Below are 20,101 nucleotides of genomic sequence, written 5' to 3'. Positions count from 1 at the left end.
AGATGTATTATGGGAGAACAAAAACGTAAAGAAGTATCAAAACAAACTACCGAATTTATATTTGGGAAGAAAAATTTTACGTGGATGCTTATAGGCCTTGGAGTTATAGCCTTAGGTTTTATACTTATGTCTGGAGGAGGTAGTGATGACCCTAATGTGTTTAACCCAGAGATCTACTCTTGGAGACGCATACGTCTTGCCCCAGCAGTAATACTTATAGGTTTTGGTATAGAAGTATATGCCATCTTATTAAATCCTAATAAAGGCAAGTAACTTTTGCCGCTTGTAACTACAGTTTTATCTTTGCCCTATGAATAATCTTGACGCATTTATCCTTGGTGTCATTCAAGGACTCACTGAGTTTTTACCTGTTTCATCTAGTGGGCACCTCGAGCTAGGTAAAGCTATACTAGGAGATACTTCTGTACCAGAAGAGAGCCTTATGTTTACCGTAGTGGTACATTTTGCAACAGCACTTTCTACCATTGTAGTCTTTAGAAAAGATATCATAGAAATTTTAAGCGGATTGTTTTCATTCAAGTGGAATGAAGAAACACAATTTTCGGCAAAAATCGTTTTGTCAATGATACCTGCAGTTATTGTAGGGCTCTTTTTTGAGGAGCAACTAGAAGCACTTTTTGGAGGAAATATTATGCTTGTAGGCTGTATGCTACTGGTAACTGCGGTACTACTATACTTTGCAGATAGAGCAAAAGACACTCAAAAGAATGTAACTTTTTCAAATGCATTTATAATTGGCGTTTCTCAAGCAGTCGCTATGATACCTGGTATCTCACGTAGTGGAGCTACTATATCTACCTCTGTATTACTGGGTAATGATAAGAGTAAGGCAGCACGATTTTCATTTTTAATGGTGATTCCACTTATTTTTGGAAAAATTGCAAAGGACCTTATGGACGGTGCAATTACGACTCAAACGGGTAATGTCTCTGTACTAGTGATAGGTTTTATATCTGCCTTTGTTGCAGGACTTATAGCCTGCACCTGGATGATAAAACTTGTGAAGAAAAGTAAGCTTTCTTGGTTTGCTATATACTGCCTCATTGTAGGACTTATTGCGATAGGTTTCTCACTTTATAACTAAGTCTATGTCTAAGATAACGAGCCTTACAGATCAAGATTTTAGAGATGGCCAAGTGCTTATTTTTGACAAGCCTCTTGAGTGGACGTCCTTCCAGTTAGTAAACAAAGTGCGCTGGCTTATACGTAAGAACCGAAACATAAAAAAAATCAAAGTAGGGCACGCAGGCACACTAGACCCGCTAGCTACTGGTCTTATGATTATCTGTACGGGTAAGTTTACAAAGCGTCTACACGAGTTTATGGGACAGGAGAAGGAATATACTGGCACCATCACTCTAGGTGGCACCACACCTAGTTATGATCTTGAGACAGCCATAGATAAAGAATACCCTACCGAGCATATCACTGAGGAGGATATTTACGCTTTCGCGAAAGCGTACCAAGGAAAAATAATGCAACGTCCACCTGTATTTTCTGCACTAAAGAAGGAAGGAAAACGTTTGTATGAGTTTGCAAGAGCAGGTGAGGAAGTAGAAATCCCGAAGCGAGAGATACACATCTCATCTTTTGAAATTACGCGTATTGAAATGCCCGAAGTAGACTTTAAAGTAAGCTGCAGTAAAGGTACTTATATACGATCACTGGCGTTTGATTTTGGAGAAGGGCTTAAAAGTGGTGCCCATCTTACGGCGCTTAGAAGAACCAAAATAGGCGACTATAGCGTAGATAATGCACACCTTTTAGATGACTTTATAAGAGACATTACGCAGAGCAATCCTGCCGATATCTAGAGGCGCGCCACCCACGAGCCATAACTTATGGCTTATTTTTTGTAACTTTTAAATACCTATGAAATTATCCCCATCAGATAAGGCACTACTCATTACCGTTTTTGGAGCGAGTTTTCTAGTGCTTGTATTTTTCTTTTTGGGAGTAAAACCATATCAGGGTGAGATAGCAGAGGAGTTTATAGAAATACCCGTTATTACTCAAAATCTAGAAGAACCGGAGGAAGAAACCAAAACTCCTGTACAGCAAAGAACTCGTTTATCTAACCAAGCATATAACTCAAGTGAATTATCTAAAGCGCTACAAGAAGAGGACGAGATAAGAAAGGCCATTGCACAGCGCCAGCAAAGCAGTGTTGAAAACCTTAATGAGCGCACAGATAATCAACTCAACGCCCTGCAAGAGGCTAGAGAAGCTGCTCTAGAAGAAAAGAGGAAAGAAGTACAAGCTGCAATAGAGGCAAGGGAGGATGCTAGAGGTATTAAGAAAAAGAGCGCTTACAGACAGAGTACTGTTTCTTATAACTTAGTAGGTCGTACAGCTATTGCTTTACCTAATCCCGTGTATACTTGTGACGCTTTTGGGAAGGTGGTCATAAATATTACTGTAAATGATAAGGGAGTTATTGTAAAAAAAACGTTTAATAAAAATGCTTCTTCAAGCGCAAATGGATGCCTTATAGACCAGGCTATGAAATATTTAAACAGAGCGTACTTTGATAAAGGAACAAAAGCCACACAGCTAGGCAGTGTGACTTTTGATTTTCAAGGATAAGCTTAATCTACTTTAGTAGAAGAAGTAAATCTTCTACGGTGTTCTGGCCTTTGTCTTTATTATACCAAACTTGTAAGTCTTGTTTAAAGTCTGGTGTGAGTTTACCGTGAGCTTCTTTATAATCATTTACCATTTTTGTAGCTTCAGATGGACGTGGTCCCCAATCTCCAAGTACTTCTTGAGTTTCATTGTCAAAGGCAATAAGTCTTGGGATAGAACGACCCCCATTGTATAAAAAGCGATCCATAAGCTCAAGATTTTCATCTCTTAGAATGACCTTAAAATCAATGTTAGGGTTGAGGTCTGCAAACTTTTGCATTACAGGCATTGTTTGTGCTGCGTCACCACACCAGCTTTCTGTTAGTACAAGCCAAGTGGTTTTATTGTCATATTGCTTTATTACGTTTTGAGCCTCTTCAGACAGTTTTATAGTCTTATCTAGACGCTTCATACGTTTGTGATTGAGCATTGTATAGTTGTGCAATGCCTCTGTGACTTCTGGACCTGTATTTGTACCTTCTAGGGCGTGAGTTTCTGTAAGTACTCTATAATCTTGGTAAGAGATTGCCTCAGAGAGACTTTCTGTTACTAGTTGTGCGGTTGTTTTTTGCATAGTTTCCATAGCCATTATGTCGCAGGCTTTACTACAAACTTACTATCTTTCGAGTTAGAAAAACAAATTGTAACCGTATGGAAAAACATAGATGTGGCTGGTGTGTGGGTGATGACTTATATGAGGCTTACCACGATAACGAGTGGGGGACTCCGCTTAGAGATGAAGATTTACTCTTTGAGTTTTTGGTTCTTGAAACTTTTCAAGCGGGATTGAGCTGGATTACAATTTTAAAAAAGAGAGAAAACTTTAGAGTTGCCTTTGATAATTTTGATTACAAGCGCATTGCCGCTTATAAGGAAGATAAAATACAATCACTCTTGCAAGATGCTGGTATTATAAGAAACAAGCTAAAAGTACGTGGTACGGTTACAAATGCAAGGCTGTTTATGGAGATTCAAAAGGAATACGGCAGTTTTTCAAAATACCTATGGGATTATGTAGATAACACACCCATACAAAATCACTGGAATGATTATAAGGAATGCCCTGCAAATACACCTCTAAGTGATAAAATATCTAAAGATCTAAAAAAGAGAGGCTTCAAGTTTGTGGGAAGTACCATTATCTATGCATTTATGCAGGCTATAGGGATGGTAAATGATCACGATGTAAACTGTTTTAGGTACAAGATGGTACAAGAGTAGTAAAGCTACTATTTAAGATATTCTAAAAAGGTTTCTCTAGGTATTTCGGCGGCGCCTAGGCTTGCGAGGTGGTCTGTGTACATCTGGCAGTCTATGAGCTTATATCCATTTTTAGTAAGCTTTCGCGAAAGCGTAATAAACCCCACCTTGCTAGCATTACTAACAGTGGCAAACATACTCTCGCCACAAAAAACACCTTTATCTTGCAAGTCTATACCGTAGAGACCTCCTACGAGATTGTCTTCATACCAGACTTCTACAGAGATGGCATAGCCTAGCTGGTGAAGCCTTAGATAAGCTTCTACTACGTCATTTGTAATCCAGGTGCCTTGCTGTCCATCTCTTTTAATACGCTTACAGGCGAGTATTACTTCTAGAAAATTTTGATTATAAGTAACTGTAAAAGGGTTGTCGCGCAGTAATTTGCGCATAGATTTTGATACGTGTACATCTTGAGGAGCCACAACCATTCTAGGGTCTGGTGTCCACCACAAGATGGGTTGTCCCTCATTATACCAAGGAAAAATTCCAGATCTATAAGCAAGTAATAACCAGTCTGGGGTAAGATCACCACCTACCATAAGGAGCCCCTCTTCGTCTGCCAGATGGTGGTCTGGAAACCAAGGGTCGCTAGAAAACATATGATGATCTGTTGGTGGTAGCACAATCTAATTTAATAGGTAGGGCAAAGATAACTATGCCTTACTACTACTAAACGCTTGTATGCGGTCAAAATTCTTTCTAGTGTATAAAATATATAAAAGCGCAGGGATGGTGTATATAATTGCAACGAGTGCTACTTGTGTGAGATTTTCAAGTAAAAGATAGCTTGCAACAAGCATTAGGAATCCTGTTACGGTAACTTCTACAATGGCGCTTGAGACACGTTTTGGAGATTTTACCTTTATATTGTGCAGTGTAAAGGTGTTTGTAACTCCACAACGAGCACAGTTTTTACGTACAGACGTTTTGAGCTTAGTCTCAAACGCTGTGTGATTACCTGTATGAATTAATAGATGCTTATGGCAACTTGAGCACTCCCCGTATATTTTCATAGGGGTAAATTAAAAAAGCCCAGTACAATGTAATTGTGCTGAGCTTTAAATGTTTATGATTATGTACTTTATCGATTTAGAAAGGTAAATCGTCGTGGTCGTCGCTATTAAGATTTGTTGCAGGTTCAAAAGAGTCCGCAGGAGGCATAGGAGGTAATGGTTGTCCTCCACCAGCATTTGCTGCTGCAAGATTCTCTATGCGCCATCCTTGTATTGAGTTAAAATATTTTGTTTCTCCCTGTGGGTTTACCCACTCACGACCTCTTAGGTTAATGCTTATTTTTACATTTTGACCTACAGAGTAGTTATTAAGTAAGTCTGTTTTATCTTGTACAAACTCCACCATTATGTGCTGTGGATACTGCTCTTCTGTTGTGACAACAATCTCTCTCTTTCTAAACCCATTACTCCCAAAAGTTTGAGTCTCACCTATCATTTTTACTTTTCCTTGTACTTCCATCGTGTTCAATTATTAGGGTGTAAATCTATGAAAATTCTAACGTTTTGCGAGTAGAATCTTCCACGCGTTATTCACATTTTTTTGAGCCAATAATTCTTGCGCTTTTTTGTGTATCGCAAGGTCATCGCCTGTTTTTACTAATTCCTTTATAAGTGCATCACTTGCTATAAATGTGTCTATTTGTGCCTGGGTAGGGAGTTGCTCTACATTACCCAGCATCCCGAGGTCATTACCAGTAAGTATATCGCTCAGGCGTATGTTTTCTGGAATTTGGTCTACGCCTATTCCTGTTTTTGCAATAGGTTTTGGCACTTCAAAAAGCCCTTCTTTTGCACGGCTATACCAGTTTCCACCCATACGTGATACTTGATCTATTTTAAGTGGGTCTATGGTACCAGCGTCTGTGAGAATGGTTTTATCTATATGCATTTTAAGAATCTCGCATATCACGAGGTTACCAGCGCCACCTTCATTACCCAGCGCTTTTACCTCGACTACCTTACACTCAAACTGCACTGGAGATTCTGCCACGCGAGGAGGTGTTACCATTTCTGAGGCAAGCTCTGTAAGACCAGCTTTTACAAATTCATTTACGCCCTTTGCATAGGCTGTACTTGCGAGCGACATTTGCTGTACCATTGCATAGTTTACCATATTTACCGTACACTCTGCAACCTCTAGCACGTTATCTAGCGTATTTTTTGTGGTATTATCTCTCCCACTACGAGAAGGTGAGTACACAAGTATGGGAGGATTTGCCCCAAAGACATTAAAAAAACTAAAAGGAGCCAGATTTACATTACCATCCTTATCTACAGTACTTGCAAATGCTATGGGACGTGGACCCACGGCACCTGTAAGGTGACCAAATAACTCAGAAACAGGAATATCTTTTGGATCTATAGTAAGCATATAATTTCTTTTAAAATGTACGGTTCAAAAATACCAAATCTTATAGGGTCTATTACGCTTTCGCGAAAGCTTAACACAAAACAGTAGATACTAATTAATCATAAGTCGCGATGAATGTACCCGAAGGATTAGGGGTAAAAACCCTAAGCAATATGCGCCATTATAGCTACATACTAATCTGTTTATGGTTGCATATTTGTGCTGTAGTAATCATTAAATAAAACAATTATGAAATCGCAAACAGAAGAATGGGGACTTCTAGAGCAAATATGCCAAGAAGAAGAATTTGACGTGTCATTTTTTTCTATTGAGTTTCCAGATGGTAGCTCCTATGAGTATCAGAATTAGAAAATCAGAAAAATCTTAAGTTTGAATTAGCCTTTGCTTAGGCACTTTAAAACCGGCTATTGTTTGGGGGAACAATAGCCGGTTTTTTGTAACATTTTGTATCTTCAAGCCACCAATAGTTAAAACAACACAACCTATGGATATTTTTAGCAAGATTAAGGAGAAGCTCAGCAATGAGTTTATAGATATTGTAGAGTGGCTAGACTACACAGATGACACGATTGCACACCGTTTTGAACGTTATCAAAACGAGATTAAAAACGGTGCAAAGCTCATTGTGCGTGAAGGACAGACAGCCGTTTTTGTAAACGAGGGGCAACTTGCAGATGTTTTTACACCAGGTACATATGACCTTACTACTCAAAATTTACCCATTCTTTCAACACTAAAAGGGTGGAAATATGGTTTTAACTCTCCATTTAAAGCAGAAGTTTATTTTGTAAACACACACTTATTTACAGATGAGAAGTGGGGAACTAAAAATCCCATAACCTTAAGCGATGAGCGTTTTGGACTAGTTGAGATTCGCGCTTTTGGCACCTACGCTTTTAAAATTGCAGATGCAGGAAAGTTTATTGTAGACATCGTAGGGACAGATAATAACTTTACAAATTTTGAAATTAATGAGCACCTCAAAAGTCTCATTGCAACAAGATTTACAGATACAGTAGGAGAAGCAAATCTCCCTATAGAGCTCTATGCGGCAAATACGTCTGAGCTTTCTGAGACGTGCCAAGAGGTGATGAAGCCAGAGTTTATGTCTGTGGGTATTTCTCTTGAGAAGTTTTACATCGAGAATGTATCGATGCCAGAAGACCTCAAGAAAGAAATATTTGAATATAGCCGTATCGATAAGCTTGACCTAGATAAGCTTACTAAGTTCAAAACTGCCAAAGCTATAGAAGCCGCAGCAGCAAATGAAGGCGGAACAGCAGGTGCAGGAATGGGAATGGGAATGGGCTTTGTACTCGCACAACAAATGGGAGGAATGATGTCTCCACAAATGGGAGGACAACAACAAGCACAACCACAAATGAATCAAGGCGGAATGATGCCGCCACCTATGCCAGCCGCTGTACAATATTTTTATGCAGTAAACGGTGCGCAACAAGGACCCGTAGGTATAGATCAGCTCAAGGCTTTATTTGCAAACCGCACTATCAATAAAGAGAGCCTTGTATGGAAACAAGGTATGACTGGATGGACGGCATTGCAGGAGGTAGAGGAGCTTAAGTCGTTCTTAGGAGGTAACACACCGCCGCCACTGCCGGTTTAAAAATTTTACAATGTATCAGCTTATGTGCGCTTTCGCGAAAGCGTAATTACTCTATGCCTATATGGAAGAAAACCCCATACATAAAACCGAACTCAAAAAGGCCTGCATAAATTGCGGGGCAGAGCTCAAATATAAGCCAGGTACCACAGCCATCACTTGTGAGTATTGCGGTCATAAAGAAGAGATATCACTAGCCACGAGCAAGTTTGAAGAGCTGGAGCTGTATCCATACCTAGAAAGTATGGGTAATCAAAAAAACAGCGAAGAGATCTCTATGTTGCATTGCAAAAATTGTGGAGCAAACCAGCACGTAGAAGAAAACTATAAATCCCTACACTGCGTGTATTGCAGTATGCCCCTCATACTTGAAGATGCCCGCAAGGAAGACTGGATATTACCAGGAGCTGTCTTGCCATTTCAGATAGATCAGAGTGCCTCTTTTACAATCTTTAAAAAGTGGGTGAACGGTCTCTGGTGGGCGCCTAATAAACTGAAGAAAGCCTCACTAGATCCTCAGTTTACAAAGGGGCTGTACTTGCCATATTGGACCTTTGATGCACAGCTTGCTGCAAGCTATACGGGACAGCGTGGTGAGTATTATTATGAGACACAAACCTATCGCGATAGTGATGGTAATAGAAAGAGCAGGCAAGTGCGTAAAACAAGATGGTATCCCGCCTCTGGTCACGTGTCTGGATTTGTAGATGACACGCTCATAAAAGCATCAAAACAACGCGCTGGTAGAGTTCCCTCAAAAATTGCACGCTGGGATCTTAAAAAGCTACAACCCTTCAGTAGCGGATTCTTATCTGGTTTTGTGACAGAAAAGTATACCATCCCTCTTAAAGATGGTCATACCAAGTCACGTGAGACGGCAAAGCAAATCGCCACAAGCTGGGCCGCTGGAGATATAGGGGGCGACACGCAGCGAGTAACCTCTATAGATATGAAGCTTGCAGAGGAGACCTTTAAGCATATTTTATTACCCGTTTATGTGAGCTCTTATCGTTACAATGGTAAGGAGTATAACTTCTTTGTAAACGGTGAGACAGGCGCGCTTTCTGGTAAAAGACCGTATTCGTTTTGGAAAATATTTTTTGCCATACTTGCGGCACTTATCATTATAGGTGTGATTGTGGTTTTTGCTCAGGGAGCGGGATAGTTTTTGAGTTGTAAATCTTTGTTAAACGCAATGTTATAAGGTGTTAATACCGCTTTCGCGAAAGCGGAATACTCATATCTTTAAATAAAAAAGACAATGAAATTTACAAGAAGCGCAAGCGCACACTGGGAAGGAAGCGGAAAAGAAGGAAAAGGAACAATCTCTACCGAAAGTACGGTACTAGATAAAGCACAATATGCCTTTGGGACTCGATTTGAAGATGGAGTGGGTACAAACCCAGAGGAACTTATAGGAGCAGCACATTCTGGATGTTATACAATGCAACTTAGTTTTTTACTCAATGAAGAAGACTACGTAGCAGATGCTCTAGATACGAGTGCAGATGTAACTTTTGAAGATGGGGAGATTACAAAAATTCACCTCACCACAAAAGGGAAGGTTCCAAATATCTCAACTGAAGAATTTGAGAAAATAGCAACTAAAGCAAAAGAAGTGTGCCCATTATCTAAGCTTATGAAAGCCGAGATTACCCTAGATGCCACACTAGAGTAACAAATATTTTATAAATGTAAAAGCCCTCAAAACCTTAGGTTTTGAGGGCTTTTTTTATAGTGGTAGTTTGAGTAAGTATTCCTTCCATTATAAAATAGCTGTCTACACTGGCTATTTAGAAAACCTCAAGGTATTATTAAGTAGTTATTTAAAAAAATAATGCTACTACATAGAGTTTGAAACAACTCACAAGATTGTTAGTTTTGATCATACTAATCACATAATTAAATAGAATGATCAAAAAACGAATTACTTTACTATTAATGCTTGTAACTGCTATGAATTTACTTGCACAAGATGTCTATGAACTAGCAGATGTGTCACAGGCAGATTTTGAAAACTTTACCCTTTCATCCTTAGAGTTTGCAGATGTTGATAATGACTCAGACGTAGACTTACTCATAATGGGTAGAAATGTAGACTTTATAAACGTCGCAAATCTCTATATAAATGATGGAGAAGGAAATTACTCCTTAGACCAGGGATCAAATATAGAAGGGCTGTCATCTGGGGACCTATCTTTTGGTGATATTGATAATGACAATGATCTAGATTTAATTGTTACGGGAAGAAATACTAGTATGGCAAGAAGAACAGAGTTATATCTCAATGATGGGAGTGGAGTTTTTACTGTTCAAAGTCAAGTACAATTTGAATCTGTCGCAGGTTCTAAAGTTGAGTTAGGAGATTTAAATAACGACGGTCTTTTAGATGTTTTATTAATAGGTTTTACTGGTTCAGAAGCCCAAACCAATGTTTATTTGAATACTGGAAACGCTACATTTACAGAAGTCTCAACTATTTTTGAAGATGTTTTTTTAGGTGATATTGCCATTTTTGATGCAGATAATGATACAGACAATGATGTACTCATTACAGGAAGCGGAAATAGTAATAATAGAGTGTCTGAGTTATATCTTAATAATGGAGATGGCACTTTTATTGAGTCTTCAAATTCTCTAACAGGATCTATATCCTCTTCTGTGGCAGTAGCAGACATTGATAGTGATAATGACTTTGATATTATCATATCCGGTTTATCATTAGTAAATGGCTTGCAGGAGCCATCTACTACCTTATATATAAATAACGGTATGGGTGAATACACTGCCTCTACTCAATCATTTATAAATGTAGGTAGAGGAAATGTTGTTTTTGAAGATATTGATAACGATCAAGATCTAGATATCTTTATATCTGGAGTTGACGAAGATGATGCAATTATTTATAGTTTTTACCTTAATGATGGTCTAGGGGTTTATACGCCGTTTGTAGATTCTAATATACTAGCAGTAAGAGAGGGTTCTTTAGATTTTGCAGACGTAAATGGTGACGGAACACAAGATATAGCAATTACCGGGAAATCAAGTGAAGATATAGAAAGCTCAAGGCTTTATATAAATCAAGAAATGCTAGGGGTTACTAGTGTAGAGAGTAATGCGTTATCTGTTTATCCAAACCCAAGCAATGGGCGATTTACAATTAATATAGACAAACCTGTAGGACAGATTGAAATCTTTGATATTTCTGGAAAGCTTATGCTTCGAGATAATGAAGTCAATGATAAGTTTTTGGATGTAAATCTGGCCTCTGGCATTTATCTTATAAAGGCTATGACAATCGATGGTGAGCAGTATGCTTCAAAAATTATTATAGAGTAAATTTTATTTTTTCGCGTAATTTAACATTGTAAAATAAAAAGAGCCACTTCAGTAATGAAGTGGCTCTTTTAGTAGTGATTTTATAAAAAGCTTTGTCTATTATAATTAAGCTTTACCGTAATCGTGCTCGTCCTGCCATTTTTTAAGCTCTGCCCACTTACCTAGAGCGGCCATTTCGGCTTGCATAGGCCAGGTGCCTGGACGATGTATTTCAAAGCGTTTACCACCAGAATTAAGTACCTCTTGACACTTCTCTACAGAAGTGCTTGCAAGTGCTGCCCACGTTTTGATATCGTGATTATGAAAGAGCTCAGATATTTTTGGACCTATTCCTTCTACAATAGTAAGATCGTCTTCTTTTATTCTTTTCTTACCATACACGCCTTTTGCCGCTGCTGCATCAAATGGTACACCTATGATACCTATAGACGGTGATGGTACACTCGTATTTGTATTTGAGATAACGGTCTCGCTTGTCGCTGCACCGGCTGCAAATGAGCTTGCCATACTTGCAGTGGTACTAGCTGCTGCTGGAGCCGCTGGTGGAGGTGTAGCCCTAAGCTTTGTTCTACACGCCTCTAGGTCTGCTTCTAATGAGGCTGTTTTCTTTCTACACGCATCAAGATCTGCCTTGTAATCATAGGTGTCGTGAGTTGTTGTTTCTTCTTTAGAACTACCAAAGAGTCTACCTAGTAAGTATCCTAAAATTCCGCATACTACTCCGGCTATAAGTGGCCAGATCCAGCAAGCTATATTTGAAAAATCCATATGTATATTTTTTAATGAGTTAGTTTATAGTTATTACGGCGCGTCTGTTTTGAGCGCGGCCTTCTTCTGTATCATTTGTTGCAATAGGGTTACGTTCTCCCTTTGTAACGGTTTTGATTTTTGCACCCGCAATCCCATTGTTTTGAAGGTATTGCTTACCAAATTCTGCACGCTCAAGTCCCAGTCTATCATTTGTAGCCATACTACCTTCACTGTCTGTGTGCCCTTCTACCGTAATGCTAGATCCTTCAACCTTATCAAGGTAACGTGTGATGTCTCCTAGTTTTTTACGCTGTTGAGCGTTGAGGTTTACAGAAGCTTCTGAGTAGTCAAAATAAATTACTAGCGGGTCTGCCTTAATAGCTTCAGCCATATTTGCAAGTTCTTCTTGCGCTTTGGCCTCATCTTCGGCGGCTTGTGCGTAGAGATTGTATGAAACAGGTCCTCTATAGATGTCGCCATCTGGAACTAATTCTTCGCGTAGCTCACCATAGGTGTTAATACGACTTGAAGAGATACCTTGATCTACAAAGTAATTTTTTACAGCAGTGGCACGTGCAAGACCTAGGTTTGCATAAGCCGAGTTGTTTACTTCATCACTGTCATAATAGCCAGTAATATTGACCATTTTGTTGTCATTATTTTCTGCATCAAAATAGCCTTTAAGCTTTGCAATACCACCATTTACATCTCCTACTACAGGAGTAATGATAGCAAAGTCTGAACTATTAAAATTAAAATTGTCGTTGCTTGAAAAAGCAAAGTTTCCGTCTGTGCCTCTTAAATTGAAGCCCATTGAGGTGGCCGCTGTGGCAGCAGCTACTGCGTTTTGATCATCTATTGTTGTTTCTTGCTTATCTGTGGTAGAAGCAGCGCTTGCGCCGGCTCCACAACAAAAAATCCAAGCCAAAATCATACAAATGATAATCGTAAATAGCATACCAAGTAGGTATCCTGATTTCTTACTCATATTGGTTAGGTTTAAATGGTTCGTTTGTCTTAAAGTTAGTTAAAATTTTAACATAACAACATTTTACACATTGATTGTTAGAACTTTATGTATTTCCTCGACGATTTTAATGGGTTTATCGAGCATTTTTGGGAGTTCAATCCTTGTTAAACACATTGTTTAGTGCGTTTTGCTGATTTTCAAATGTTTACAAAAAGATAACGTCATAGACAGCAAGTGGCAAGCCCTTATCTTAATAAAATTGTAGTGGGATGAGATTACGCTTTCGCGAAAGCGTAAAAAGAAATAATTATCTATTTCTCATCGCTAGGAGTCCAAAAACGGGACCTATAGCGAGAAGTGGTAAGGCATACATAAGTGGTACAAAAGATTGTAATAACACAAGTGTCTGTATACTTATGATGGTAATAGCAAACCCTATACAATTTACCATTGTTAAAGCGGTACCTTTTACAGATGGGGCTGCTCGCTGGGCTACTAGTGCAGAAAAAAGTGGTGAGTCTGCAATGACGACCATACCCCAAAAAATGAGAAATACAATTACAACTGGGTAATATGCTGTCCTTAATATCAACGGCGCTATAAGGCAGCACATACCAGACAAGAGTAAAAAGAGTTTTGCCATTTTTTGAACTCCTATTTTTTGTGATCGATAGCCACCAGCTATACAAGCAATGGAGCCGGCACCTATAATAATAAATGAATACAAGCTTACAGATAAGCTCGTTGCTGGATGCTGTTTTAGATAGATGATGAGAATGGCAGGAACCAGCGTCCAGAAGGTGTATAATTCCCACATATGACCTATATATCCTAGTGCGGCCTTATTAAAATTAGGATCTTTAAAAATATCTTTTAGCTGTTTAAAGCTTAAGGCGCTTCCGGCCTTTCTGTATGGTCCGTCTGGTACAAGTAATTGTAATAAAATCCCACCAAATACTGCAGTACAAGAGGTAATAATCATCACGGTTTGCCAAGAGATGCTGGATAGCACATCGCCCAGCAGGTGAGGAAAAGCGGTGCCTAGCACAAGAGCACCTACTAGATATCCCAGCGAGCGGCCCAGTCCTTTGTCAAAATAATCTGCTGCTATTTTCATCCCTACAGGATATATTCCGGCTAGAAAAAAACCGGTGAGAAATCGCAATAAGAGCAGTGTAGAGAGCGTGTTACCCTGCCAAATCATAGCAACATTAAACAAAGCGCCCGTGATCGCACAAACTAGAAATACTCTAGAAGGAGAGAATCTGTCTGCAATGGCAAAAATGGCAAATAGAAGCGTACCTACTATAAACCCTAGCTGTACAGCAGTTGTAAGATGTGCTACGGCATTTTGATTAAGATAAAAATCACTTATTAGCCCAGGCATCACCGCATTACCAGAAAACCATAACGAGGTGCCACAAAATTGTGCAAAAACAATGGTAGGTAAAATATGTCGTGCAGGCTTCAAATGTGATCTCGTAATTAATGTGGTAGAAAGATAGCTTTTTTGTGCGGGTGACGCTTTCGCGAAAGCATAAAAAAACCGCTCCTATAAAAGAAACGGTTTTTAATAATTATAAAGAGTATAATCTATAAATCAAACTTGATACCCTGCGCCAGCGGAAGCTCTGTGGTATAGTTTATTGTGTTAGTTTGTCTTCTCATATATACTTTCCAAGCATCAGATCCAGACTCGCGTCCTCCACCTGTATCTTTCTCACCTCCAAAGGCTCCACCTATCTCTGCACCAGAGGTACCTATATTTACATTTGCAATACCACAGTCTGATCCTGCCGCGCTCAAGAAACGCTCTGCCTCACGTAAGTTATTAGTCATAATTGCAGAAGATAGACCTTGTGCTACACCATTTTGTAACTCTAGTGCATCTATAACGTCTCCAGTATATTTTAATAAGTATAAAACAGGAGCAAATGTCTCGTGCTGTACAATCTCATACTCATTACTAGCTTCGGCTATTGCTGGTTTTACATAGCAACCGCTCTCATAACCTTCACCTGTAAGAACACCACCTTCTACAATGATGTTACCACCTTCTGCTACCACACGCTCTAGGGCGTTATTATAGTTTGCAACAGCATCTGTATCTATAAGTGGCCCCACGTGGTTGTTTTCATCTAGTGGGTTACCTATGCGTAGTTGACCATATGCTTTTACTATAGCATCCTTTACCGTATCATACACACTCTCGTGTATGATAAGACGACGTGTAGATGTACATCTTTGTCCTGCAGTACCTACCGCTCCAAAAACGGCACCTATAACGGTCATCTTAATATCTGCATCTGGCGTAACGATTATAGCATTGTTACCTCCTAGTTCAAGAAGCGATGTACCTAGACGCTCTCCTACAGTAGCAGATACAATCTTACCCATACGTGTAGATCCAGTAGCAGATACTAGAGGTACACGCTTATCTGTAGTCATCATTTCTCCTACTTTGTAATCTCCATTTATAAGACAAGAGATACCTTCTGGCATATCATTTGCCTTGAGCACCTCTGCGATAATGTTTTGACAAGCAACGCCACAAAGTGGTGTTTTTTCTGATGGTTTCCATACACATACATCACCACATACCCAAGCAAGAGCCGTGTTCCAAGCCCATACTGCTACAGGAAAGTTAAAGGCAGATATAATACCTACCACACCTAGTGGGTGGTATTGCTCATACATTCTGTGACCTGGTCTTTCTGAGTGCATTGTAAGACCGTGTAACTGGCGTGATAGCCCCACCGCAAAGTCACAGATGTCTATCATCTCTTGTACTTCTCCTAGACCTTCTTGATATGATTTACCCATCTCGTAAGAAACAAGTTTTCCTAGTGGTTCTTTTACCTCACGTAGCTTGTTACCAAACTGACGTACAAGTTCTCCACGAGCAGGAGCGGGCATTGTTCTAAAATCTTTAAACGCCGCTGTAGCTGCACTCATTACCGTCTCATAATCTTCTTTTGTAGTGGTTTTTACTTTACCTATAAGTTGACCATCTACTGGTGAGTGTGATTCAATAATCTCACCGTTACCAAAGTTTTTTTGACCCGTTGAGGTTCCTTCGTTTATGGCAGAAAGTCCGAGGATTTTCATCGCTTCGTCCATTCCAAAATCTTTTGCTACTGTGCTCATCGTTTTTTTATGAATAACTGAGATAAGAAAACCAGTAAAGTTGCCTTACTCAAGGGTTAATTTCTATTTATACTTCACAAACATATATGAGATGTCTATGTGAGTCAAATCTAAGAATAATTCAAAGGTTTCCATAAAAAAGGGTGTATTATTAAATACACCCTAAAAATTATTCTGTTTTTTTATCAATCTGCTGTAAAACGTTCATCTACTTCCATCACCGTACCGCAGTTGTCGCACGTTCTAAGCTCCTCACTATTATAGAAGTCCTTAAAATGTGACTGGAAGTCTTTTTCTACATCGTGAAGTTTAAAGTATACTTCGTGTAGTTTGTTATTACAATTGTCACAGTACCATAAAAGACCGTCTGTTCCTTCTAAGTCGAGTCTTTTACGTTCTACTACGAGTCCTATTGAGTTGTCGTGACGCACTGGTGAGTGCGGTACCCCAGCTGGGTGTAAGTACATATCACCAGGACCTAGTTTCATCGTGCGCTTTACACCTTCGTCTTGTACGTGCACTTCAATATGTCCTTCTAGTTGAAAAAAGAGTTCTTCGGTCTCGTTATAGTGATAGTCTTTTCTGGCATTTGGTCCACCTACAATCATAACGATATAGTCACCAGCGTCTTTGTAAAGATTTTTATTACCTACGGGTGGTTTAAGAAGATCTCTATTTTCTTCTATCCATTTATTTAAATTAAAGGGAGGTGCTATGGCCATATGTGTCTTATTTAGTTACTATAAAAGTACAAAAAGTAGTACGCTTTCGCGAAAGCGTAAAAAAAACATCCCCACCTACGTAAGCAGGTGGGGATGATAATCAAAAGATTTGGGGTTTTTTATGTTATCTAAAGAATAGTTGTGTGTAATATGGGATACCCATCTCATTCTTTACGATACCTATACCTGTATGTGTGTAATCACCTTCTAGTGCTTCTTTATGTGCTGGACTCCCTAACCATCCCTGTACTACAGACTCTGCGTCCATATAACCGTATGCTACGTTTTCGCTTACTATGTGAGCACCGCTTTGTTGTAACATTGCTGAGCGCTCATAGAAGTTATCGTGACTAGGCTGACTTTGTACCACCATATAATTAGAGTGACCTACAGCAAGATCTTCAGAATAGTTGTGCCACTGAAGTTCATTAAGACCTAAAGTTGCCCTATGGGCATTTAATACAGCAAGAACCTCCTGGGCTAATTCGATGTCGTTTTCAACATCAACTGGAGCTTCAAGATTAGAAGTCAGGTCTTCTGACTCGTTAATTGGATCGGTACTGCAAGAGCAGATAAGTAGCATTGCTGCAAAAAAGCAGAGACTTTGGTTAATCAGTTTCATAATTTGGGGTTATGAGTTATGACTGCAAGATAAAAATAATTTGCACTTAATCGTACACTTTGTGTATTTAATCGATGAAATACACAAAAAATGTAGTTTTTTTTAAAATTTACAAGTAGGAAGTGTCTGTATTCATCACTTTTAAGCCGTTCAAATGCTTCTTTCTCCTTATATTAGACCTATATATTTTAGTAAAAGCCTATGAAAAAGTTAGTTACCCTTGTTATGTTGTCTTTAATTGTATGTTCTTGCGATATGCCTGTTAAGGAAAAAGAGGATAAGATTAATGCATCATCTATACCTGCAGATCAAAAGTTTGGTCTTGTTATACACGGAGGAGCAGGTACAATTCTTAAAAAAAATATGACCGACTCTCTTGAGAGGGCATATCGAGCAAAACTTGATGAGGCTACAAGAGCGGGACATAAGGTGCTCTCTGATGGAGGCACGAGTATGGAGGCGGTGACGGCAGCTATCAATATTATGGAGGATAGCCCTCTTTTTAACGCTGGAAAGGGTGCTGTATTTACACACGATGGTACAAATGAGCTAGATGCTAGCGTTATGGATGGTAATACCCTTAATGCGGGAGCTATCTCTGGTGTGACTACTGTAAAAAACCCCATTGACCTTGCAGTAGCTGTAATGAACAAGTCTGAGCACGTGATGCTCAGTGCAAAAGGAGCAGAGCAGTTTGCTGCAGAACAAGGACTTGAGATAGTAGATCGATCTTACTTTTATACAGAGAGAAGGTATAAATCGCTCCAAAAAATAATAGATAAAGAAAAAACGCAACTCGATCACGACTTAGATAATAAAGTGACTTTTATGGATCCTTTTATAAAGGATAGTAAATATGGTACCGTAGGTTGTGCAGCACTAGATAAGTATGGTAATCTCGCAGCAGGCACCTCTACAGGAGGAATGACTAATAAAAGGTATAACCGTATAGGAGATGCTCCTATTATAGGAGCTGGCACTTATGCAAATAATGCAAGTTGTGCGGTAAGTAGTACAGGATGGGGAGAGTTCTTTATGCGTGGTATGGTAGCACACGATATCGCTGCTATTATGGAGTATAAGGAAGTTACATTACAAGAAGCGGCAGAAGAGGTAATCCAGAAAAAGCTTACAGAGCTAGGCGGTACTGGAGGAATTGTATCTATAGACCGAGATGGAAATGTAGCGATGGAGTTTAATACAGCAGGTATGTACCGTGCACATATGAATGCCGCAGGAGAGATAGATATAAAAATCTATAAGAACAACTAGTATGGATAGAACGTGTCCAGAATGTGGAGATAAAATTATAGGTAGAGCAGATAAGAAGTATTGTAGTTCTTCTTGTCGCAATGCTCGTAACAACAGCCAGAATAAGGACTCAAAAAATATGATGCGCAACATAAATAACAGGTTGCGCAAAAACTACCGTATACTAGAAAAACTCAATCCTGAGGAAAAGACAAAAACAACTAAGGCAAAACTAAATGCAGCGGGTTTTGACTTTAATTATTTTACAAGCATTTACACGACTAAAGCAGGTACTATATACTACTTTATATATGACCAAGGATATTTACCATTAGATGGTGACTTTTACGCACTCGTAAAAAGAAAGAATTAATATGAAAATCTACGCCGAAACTAAAAACCTAATTCTTAGGGAGATTGTCATAGAGGATACAGGAGATATGTATCGCTTGGACAGTGATCCCCTGGTACATAAATATCTAGGCAATAAGCCTATAAGTTGTATGGGTAAAGCAAGGGCATATGTAGATTACATACGTATGCAGTATGAAACTTATGGCATAGGCCGCTGGGCAGCCATCGAAAAATCTACAGGTGACTGGATAGGGTGGACCGGCTTAAAAATGAATTTTGAAAATGAGATGAACGGTCATACAGATTTTTATGATATAGGTTATCGCTTTATGCCACAATACTGGGGTAAGGGTTATGCAACAGAGTCATCTATAGCCGCTAGAGATTACTTTTTTGAAAACTTCACTGGCAAAAAACTGTGCGGTATGGCAGAGCTGGGCAACGGCGCCTCTTGCCGTGTGCTTGAAAAAATAGGACTAGAGCGCAAAGATAATTTTATCTACGAGCCAGAAAATATAGAGCTAGCTTGGTTTGAAAAATCAATGTAATCTATTTCCAAGTCTGACCATTAAGCTCTAGAGCCGCTTTAAGGACATCTTTCTGGCTTATCTGGCCTACTAGTTTACCATTTTCTACAATAGGGAAGCGTCTATGTTTTGATTCCAAAAATTTATTTGCCGCATCAAAAACATTCATATTACCATCTATAGTATCTACATTAGATACCATATGATTGCTCACTTTCATATTATCCATAGGCATATTATAATATCTACTCTCTGAGATTTGCTTCATACAGTCGCCCTCAGAAATTATTCCTAATAGTTCATTTTGTTCATTTACCACGGGACCACCAGATATTTTATGCTTTATAAGACTATTCATCACCTCAAGAACAGATTGATCTGGAGAGAAGGTGATGAGTTTTCGGCTCATATAATCGCTTACTTTTATATCTGTTGCAGTGCTTTTTACTTCTTTTGCACGTTTACCCATAAAACTTTTAATTGCCATAACTATCTGATTTTGTT

Annotated in this window: 24 protein-coding genes; 12 read left to right on the top strand and 12 right to left on the bottom strand. The window is 39.1% G+C overall.

The annotated features are described in order from the left end of the window. Positions 1-9 precede the first annotated feature (9 nt). Genes ABVM49_RS04170 through ABVM49_RS04155 form a run of 4 tightly spaced genes read left to right on the top strand, consistent with a single transcriptional unit; the run spans position 10 to position 2,607 of the window. Positions 10-273 carry a DUF3098 domain-containing protein gene (locus ABVM49_RS04170; RefSeq protein WP_035326394.1) on the top strand — a complete coding sequence of 88 codons (264 nt, stop codon included), beginning with the start codon at positions 10-12 and terminating at the stop codon, positions 271-273. 37 nt (positions 274-310) lie between these two features. Beyond that, positions 311-1,105 carry an undecaprenyl-diphosphatase UppP gene (gene uppP, locus ABVM49_RS04165; protein WP_375253625.1) on the top strand — a complete coding sequence of 265 codons (795 nt, stop codon included), beginning with the start codon at positions 311-313 and terminating at the stop codon, positions 1,103-1,105. 4 nt (positions 1,106-1,109) lie between these two features. Beyond that, positions 1,110-1,835, top strand: coding sequence for a tRNA pseudouridine(55) synthase TruB (gene truB, locus ABVM49_RS04160; protein WP_298349930.1), 726 nt, complete (start codon positions 1,110-1,112; stop codon positions 1,833-1,835). A 58-nt stretch (positions 1,836-1,893) separates the two neighbouring features. Then, positions 1,894-2,607, top strand: coding sequence for a hypothetical protein (locus ABVM49_RS04155; RefSeq protein ID WP_405203165.1), 714 nt, complete (start codon positions 1,894-1,896; stop codon positions 2,605-2,607). Between the two features lie 7 nt (positions 2,608-2,614). Here ABVM49_RS04155 and ABVM49_RS04150 read toward each other — a convergent pair whose 3' ends face one another. Next, positions 2,615-3,229: a thioredoxin family protein gene (locus ABVM49_RS04150; protein WP_405203163.1), complete on the bottom strand. Its 615-nt coding sequence runs from the start codon at positions 3,227-3,229 to the stop codon at positions 2,615-2,617. Positions 3,230-3,297: 68 nt separating this feature from the next. On the opposite strand from ABVM49_RS04150, the gene ABVM49_RS04145 reads away from it, so the two are divergent. After that, a complete protein-coding gene (locus ABVM49_RS04145) occupies positions 3,298-3,867 on the top strand; it encodes a DNA-3-methyladenine glycosylase I (protein WP_405203162.1) in 570 nt (189 codons plus the stop codon). Between the two features lie 8 nt (positions 3,868-3,875). Here ABVM49_RS04145 and aat read toward each other — a convergent pair whose 3' ends face one another. The 4 genes from aat to ABVM49_RS04125 all read right to left on the bottom strand — a co-directional run bounded on the left by aat (position 3,876) and on the right by ABVM49_RS04125 (position 6,294). Next, on the bottom strand, positions 3,876-4,508 hold the full coding sequence (gene aat / locus ABVM49_RS04140) for a leucyl/phenylalanyl-tRNA--protein transferase (protein ID WP_405203161.1): 633 nt from the start codon (positions 4,506-4,508) through the stop codon (positions 3,876-3,878). 54 nt (positions 4,509-4,562) lie between these two features. Continuing rightward, entirely contained in the window at positions 4,563-4,922 is a 360-nt protein-coding gene (locus ABVM49_RS04135) for a hypothetical protein (RefSeq protein WP_405203160.1), read from the bottom strand. A 76-nt stretch (positions 4,923-4,998) separates the two neighbouring features. After that, positions 4,999-5,382: a DUF3127 domain-containing protein gene (locus tag ABVM49_RS04130; protein ID WP_035326409.1), complete on the bottom strand. Its 384-nt coding sequence runs from the start codon at positions 5,380-5,382 to the stop codon at positions 4,999-5,001. A 36-nt stretch (positions 5,383-5,418) separates the two neighbouring features. Further along, positions 5,419-6,294: a flavin reductase family protein gene (locus ABVM49_RS04125; RefSeq protein WP_405203159.1), complete on the bottom strand. Its 876-nt coding sequence runs from the start codon at positions 6,292-6,294 to the stop codon at positions 5,419-5,421. A 484-nt stretch (positions 6,295-6,778) separates the two neighbouring features. Between ABVM49_RS04125 and ABVM49_RS04120 the strand changes: the two genes are divergently transcribed. The 4 genes from ABVM49_RS04120 to ABVM49_RS04105 all read left to right on the top strand — a co-directional run bounded on the left by ABVM49_RS04120 (position 6,779) and on the right by ABVM49_RS04105 (position 11,254). Further along, complete coding sequence (locus tag ABVM49_RS04120; RefSeq protein ID WP_405203158.1) at positions 6,779-7,918, top strand: SPFH domain-containing protein; 1,140 nt, start codon at positions 6,779-6,781, stop codon at positions 7,916-7,918. Positions 7,919-7,979: 61 nt separating this feature from the next. After that, positions 7,980-9,080: a DNA helicase PriA gene (locus ABVM49_RS04115; RefSeq protein ID WP_405203157.1), complete on the top strand. Its 1,101-nt coding sequence runs from the start codon at positions 7,980-7,982 to the stop codon at positions 9,078-9,080. 96 nt (positions 9,081-9,176) lie between these two features. After that, positions 9,177-9,593: an OsmC family protein gene (locus tag ABVM49_RS04110; RefSeq protein WP_380031487.1), complete on the top strand. Its 417-nt coding sequence runs from the start codon at positions 9,177-9,179 to the stop codon at positions 9,591-9,593. A 233-nt stretch (positions 9,594-9,826) separates the two neighbouring features. After that, complete coding sequence (locus tag ABVM49_RS04105) at positions 9,827-11,254, top strand: FG-GAP-like repeat-containing protein (protein WP_405203155.1); 1,428 nt, start codon at positions 9,827-9,829, stop codon at positions 11,252-11,254. A 105-nt stretch (positions 11,255-11,359) separates the two neighbouring features. Here the strand turns inward: ABVM49_RS04105 and ABVM49_RS04100 are convergent, their stop codons facing one another. The 6 genes from ABVM49_RS04100 to ABVM49_RS04075 all read right to left on the bottom strand — a co-directional run bounded on the left by ABVM49_RS04100 (position 11,360) and on the right by ABVM49_RS04075 (position 17,465). After that, complete coding sequence (locus tag ABVM49_RS04100) at positions 11,360-12,022, bottom strand: hypothetical protein (protein ID WP_405203154.1); 663 nt, start codon at positions 12,020-12,022, stop codon at positions 11,360-11,362. 19 nt (positions 12,023-12,041) lie between these two features. Next, the gene (locus ABVM49_RS04095; protein WP_405203153.1) at positions 12,042-12,992 is read right to left on the bottom strand and encodes an OmpA family protein; all 951 of its coding nucleotides are present in this window, start codon (positions 12,990-12,992) and stop codon (positions 12,042-12,044) included. Between the two features lie 289 nt (positions 12,993-13,281). Then, entirely contained in the window at positions 13,282-14,445 is a 1,164-nt protein-coding gene (locus ABVM49_RS04090) for a nitrate/nitrite transporter (protein ID WP_405203152.1), read from the bottom strand. Positions 14,446-14,567: 122 nt separating this feature from the next. Continuing rightward, a complete protein-coding gene (locus tag ABVM49_RS04085; protein WP_299149217.1) occupies positions 14,568-16,121 on the bottom strand; it encodes an aldehyde dehydrogenase family protein in 1,554 nt (517 codons plus the stop codon). 185 nt (positions 16,122-16,306) lie between these two features. After that, on the bottom strand, positions 16,307-16,843 hold the full coding sequence (locus tag ABVM49_RS04080) for a 3-hydroxyanthranilate 3,4-dioxygenase (RefSeq protein ID WP_035326436.1): 537 nt from the start codon (positions 16,841-16,843) through the stop codon (positions 16,307-16,309). A gap of 124 nt (positions 16,844-16,967) precedes the next feature. Further along, positions 16,968-17,465 (bottom strand): CAP domain-containing protein, encoded by a 498-nt coding sequence (locus tag ABVM49_RS04075; RefSeq protein WP_035326438.1) that lies wholly within the window; start codon positions 17,463-17,465, stop codon positions 16,968-16,970. A 201-nt stretch (positions 17,466-17,666) separates the two neighbouring features. On the opposite strand from ABVM49_RS04075, the gene ABVM49_RS04070 reads away from it, so the two are divergent. From ABVM49_RS04070 to ABVM49_RS04060, 3 genes are read left to right on the top strand one after another with little or no spacing between them, the layout of a single operon-like run. Beyond that, the gene (locus ABVM49_RS04070; RefSeq protein WP_405203151.1) at positions 17,667-18,737 is read left to right on the top strand and encodes an isoaspartyl peptidase/L-asparaginase family protein; all 1,071 of its coding nucleotides are present in this window, start codon (positions 17,667-17,669) and stop codon (positions 18,735-18,737) included. Between the two features lies 1 nt (position 18,738). Further along, positions 18,739-19,089 carry a hypothetical protein gene (locus tag ABVM49_RS04065; protein WP_038598346.1) on the top strand — a complete coding sequence of 117 codons (351 nt, stop codon included), beginning with the start codon at positions 18,739-18,741 and terminating at the stop codon, positions 19,087-19,089. Position 19,090: 1 nt separating this feature from the next. Then, positions 19,091-19,618, top strand: a complete 528-nt coding sequence (locus tag ABVM49_RS04060; RefSeq protein WP_035326447.1) for a GNAT family N-acetyltransferase — start codon at positions 19,091-19,093, stop codon at positions 19,616-19,618. Position 19,619: 1 nt separating this feature from the next. Here ABVM49_RS04060 and ABVM49_RS04055 read toward each other — a convergent pair whose 3' ends face one another. Next, complete coding sequence (locus tag ABVM49_RS04055) at positions 19,620-20,084, bottom strand: CBS domain-containing protein (RefSeq protein ID WP_035326448.1); 465 nt, start codon at positions 20,082-20,084, stop codon at positions 19,620-19,622. Between the last annotated feature and the right edge of the window lie 17 nt (positions 20,085-20,101).

It is taken from the genome of Dokdonia sp. LLG6352-1, assembly GCF_045055815.1.
In the GTDB taxonomy this organism is placed as follows: Bacteria; Bacteroidota; Bacteroidia; order Flavobacteriales; family Flavobacteriaceae; genus Dokdonia; species Dokdonia donghaensis.
Note: the sequence above shows the minus strand (reverse complement) of the source record. Positions and strands in the feature narration are given on the sequence as shown.

Bases quoted from the DNA above. Each gene is read 5' to 3' on its own strand.
- ABVM49_RS04170 (WP_035326394.1), top strand. From the start codon at position 10: ATGGGAGAACAAAAACGTAAAGAAGTATCAAAACAAACTACCGAATTT.
- uppP (WP_375253625.1), top strand. From the start codon at position 311: ATGAATAATCTTGACGCATTTATCCTTGGTGTCATTCAAGGACTCACT.
- truB (WP_298349930.1), top strand. From the start codon at position 1,110: ATGTCTAAGATAACGAGCCTTACAGATCAAGATTTTAGAGATGGCCAA.
- ABVM49_RS04155 (WP_405203165.1), top strand. From the start codon at position 1,894: ATGAAATTATCCCCATCAGATAAGGCACTACTCATTACCGTTTTTGGA.
- ABVM49_RS04150 (WP_405203163.1), bottom strand. From the start codon at position 3,229: ATGGAAACTATGCAAAAAACAACCGCACAACTAGTAACAGAAAGTCTC.
- ABVM49_RS04145 (WP_405203162.1), top strand. From the start codon at position 3,298: ATGGAAAAACATAGATGTGGCTGGTGTGTGGGTGATGACTTATATGAG.
- aat (WP_405203161.1), bottom strand. From the start codon at position 4,508: ATGTTTTCTAGCGACCCTTGGTTTCCAGACCACCATCTGGCAGACGAA.
- ABVM49_RS04135 (WP_405203160.1), bottom strand. From the start codon at position 4,922: ATGAAAATATACGGGGAGTGCTCAAGTTGCCATAAGCATCTATTAATT.
- ABVM49_RS04130 (WP_035326409.1), bottom strand. From the start codon at position 5,382: ATGGAAGTACAAGGAAAAGTAAAAATGATAGGTGAGACTCAAACTTTT.
- ABVM49_RS04125 (WP_405203159.1), bottom strand. From the start codon at position 6,294: ATGCTTACTATAGATCCAAAAGATATTCCTGTTTCTGAGTTATTTGGT.
- ABVM49_RS04120 (WP_405203158.1), top strand. From the start codon at position 6,779: ATGGATATTTTTAGCAAGATTAAGGAGAAGCTCAGCAATGAGTTTATA.
- ABVM49_RS04115 (WP_405203157.1), top strand. From the start codon at position 7,980: ATGGAAGAAAACCCCATACATAAAACCGAACTCAAAAAGGCCTGCATA.
- ABVM49_RS04110 (WP_380031487.1), top strand. From the start codon at position 9,177: ATGAAATTTACAAGAAGCGCAAGCGCACACTGGGAAGGAAGCGGAAAA.
- ABVM49_RS04105 (WP_405203155.1), top strand. From the start codon at position 9,827: ATGATCAAAAAACGAATTACTTTACTATTAATGCTTGTAACTGCTATG.
- ABVM49_RS04100 (WP_405203154.1), bottom strand. From the start codon at position 12,022: ATGGATTTTTCAAATATAGCTTGCTGGATCTGGCCACTTATAGCCGGA.
- ABVM49_RS04095 (WP_405203153.1), bottom strand. From the start codon at position 12,992: ATGAGTAAGAAATCAGGATACCTACTTGGTATGCTATTTACGATTATC.
- ABVM49_RS04085 (WP_299149217.1), bottom strand. From the start codon at position 16,121: ATGAGCACAGTAGCAAAAGATTTTGGAATGGACGAAGCGATGAAAATC.
- ABVM49_RS04080 (WP_035326436.1), bottom strand. From the start codon at position 16,843: ATGGCCATAGCACCTCCCTTTAATTTAAATAAATGGATAGAAGAAAAT.
- ABVM49_RS04075 (WP_035326438.1), bottom strand. From the start codon at position 17,465: ATGAAACTGATTAACCAAAGTCTCTGCTTTTTTGCAGCAATGCTACTT.
- ABVM49_RS04070 (WP_405203151.1), top strand. From the start codon at position 17,667: ATGAAAAAGTTAGTTACCCTTGTTATGTTGTCTTTAATTGTATGTTCT.
- ABVM49_RS04065 (WP_038598346.1), top strand. From the start codon at position 18,739: ATGGATAGAACGTGTCCAGAATGTGGAGATAAAATTATAGGTAGAGCA.
- ABVM49_RS04060 (WP_035326447.1), top strand. From the start codon at position 19,091: ATGAAAATCTACGCCGAAACTAAAAACCTAATTCTTAGGGAGATTGTC.
- ABVM49_RS04055 (WP_035326448.1), bottom strand. From the start codon at position 20,084: ATGGCAATTAAAAGTTTTATGGGTAAACGTGCAAAAGAAGTAAAAAGC.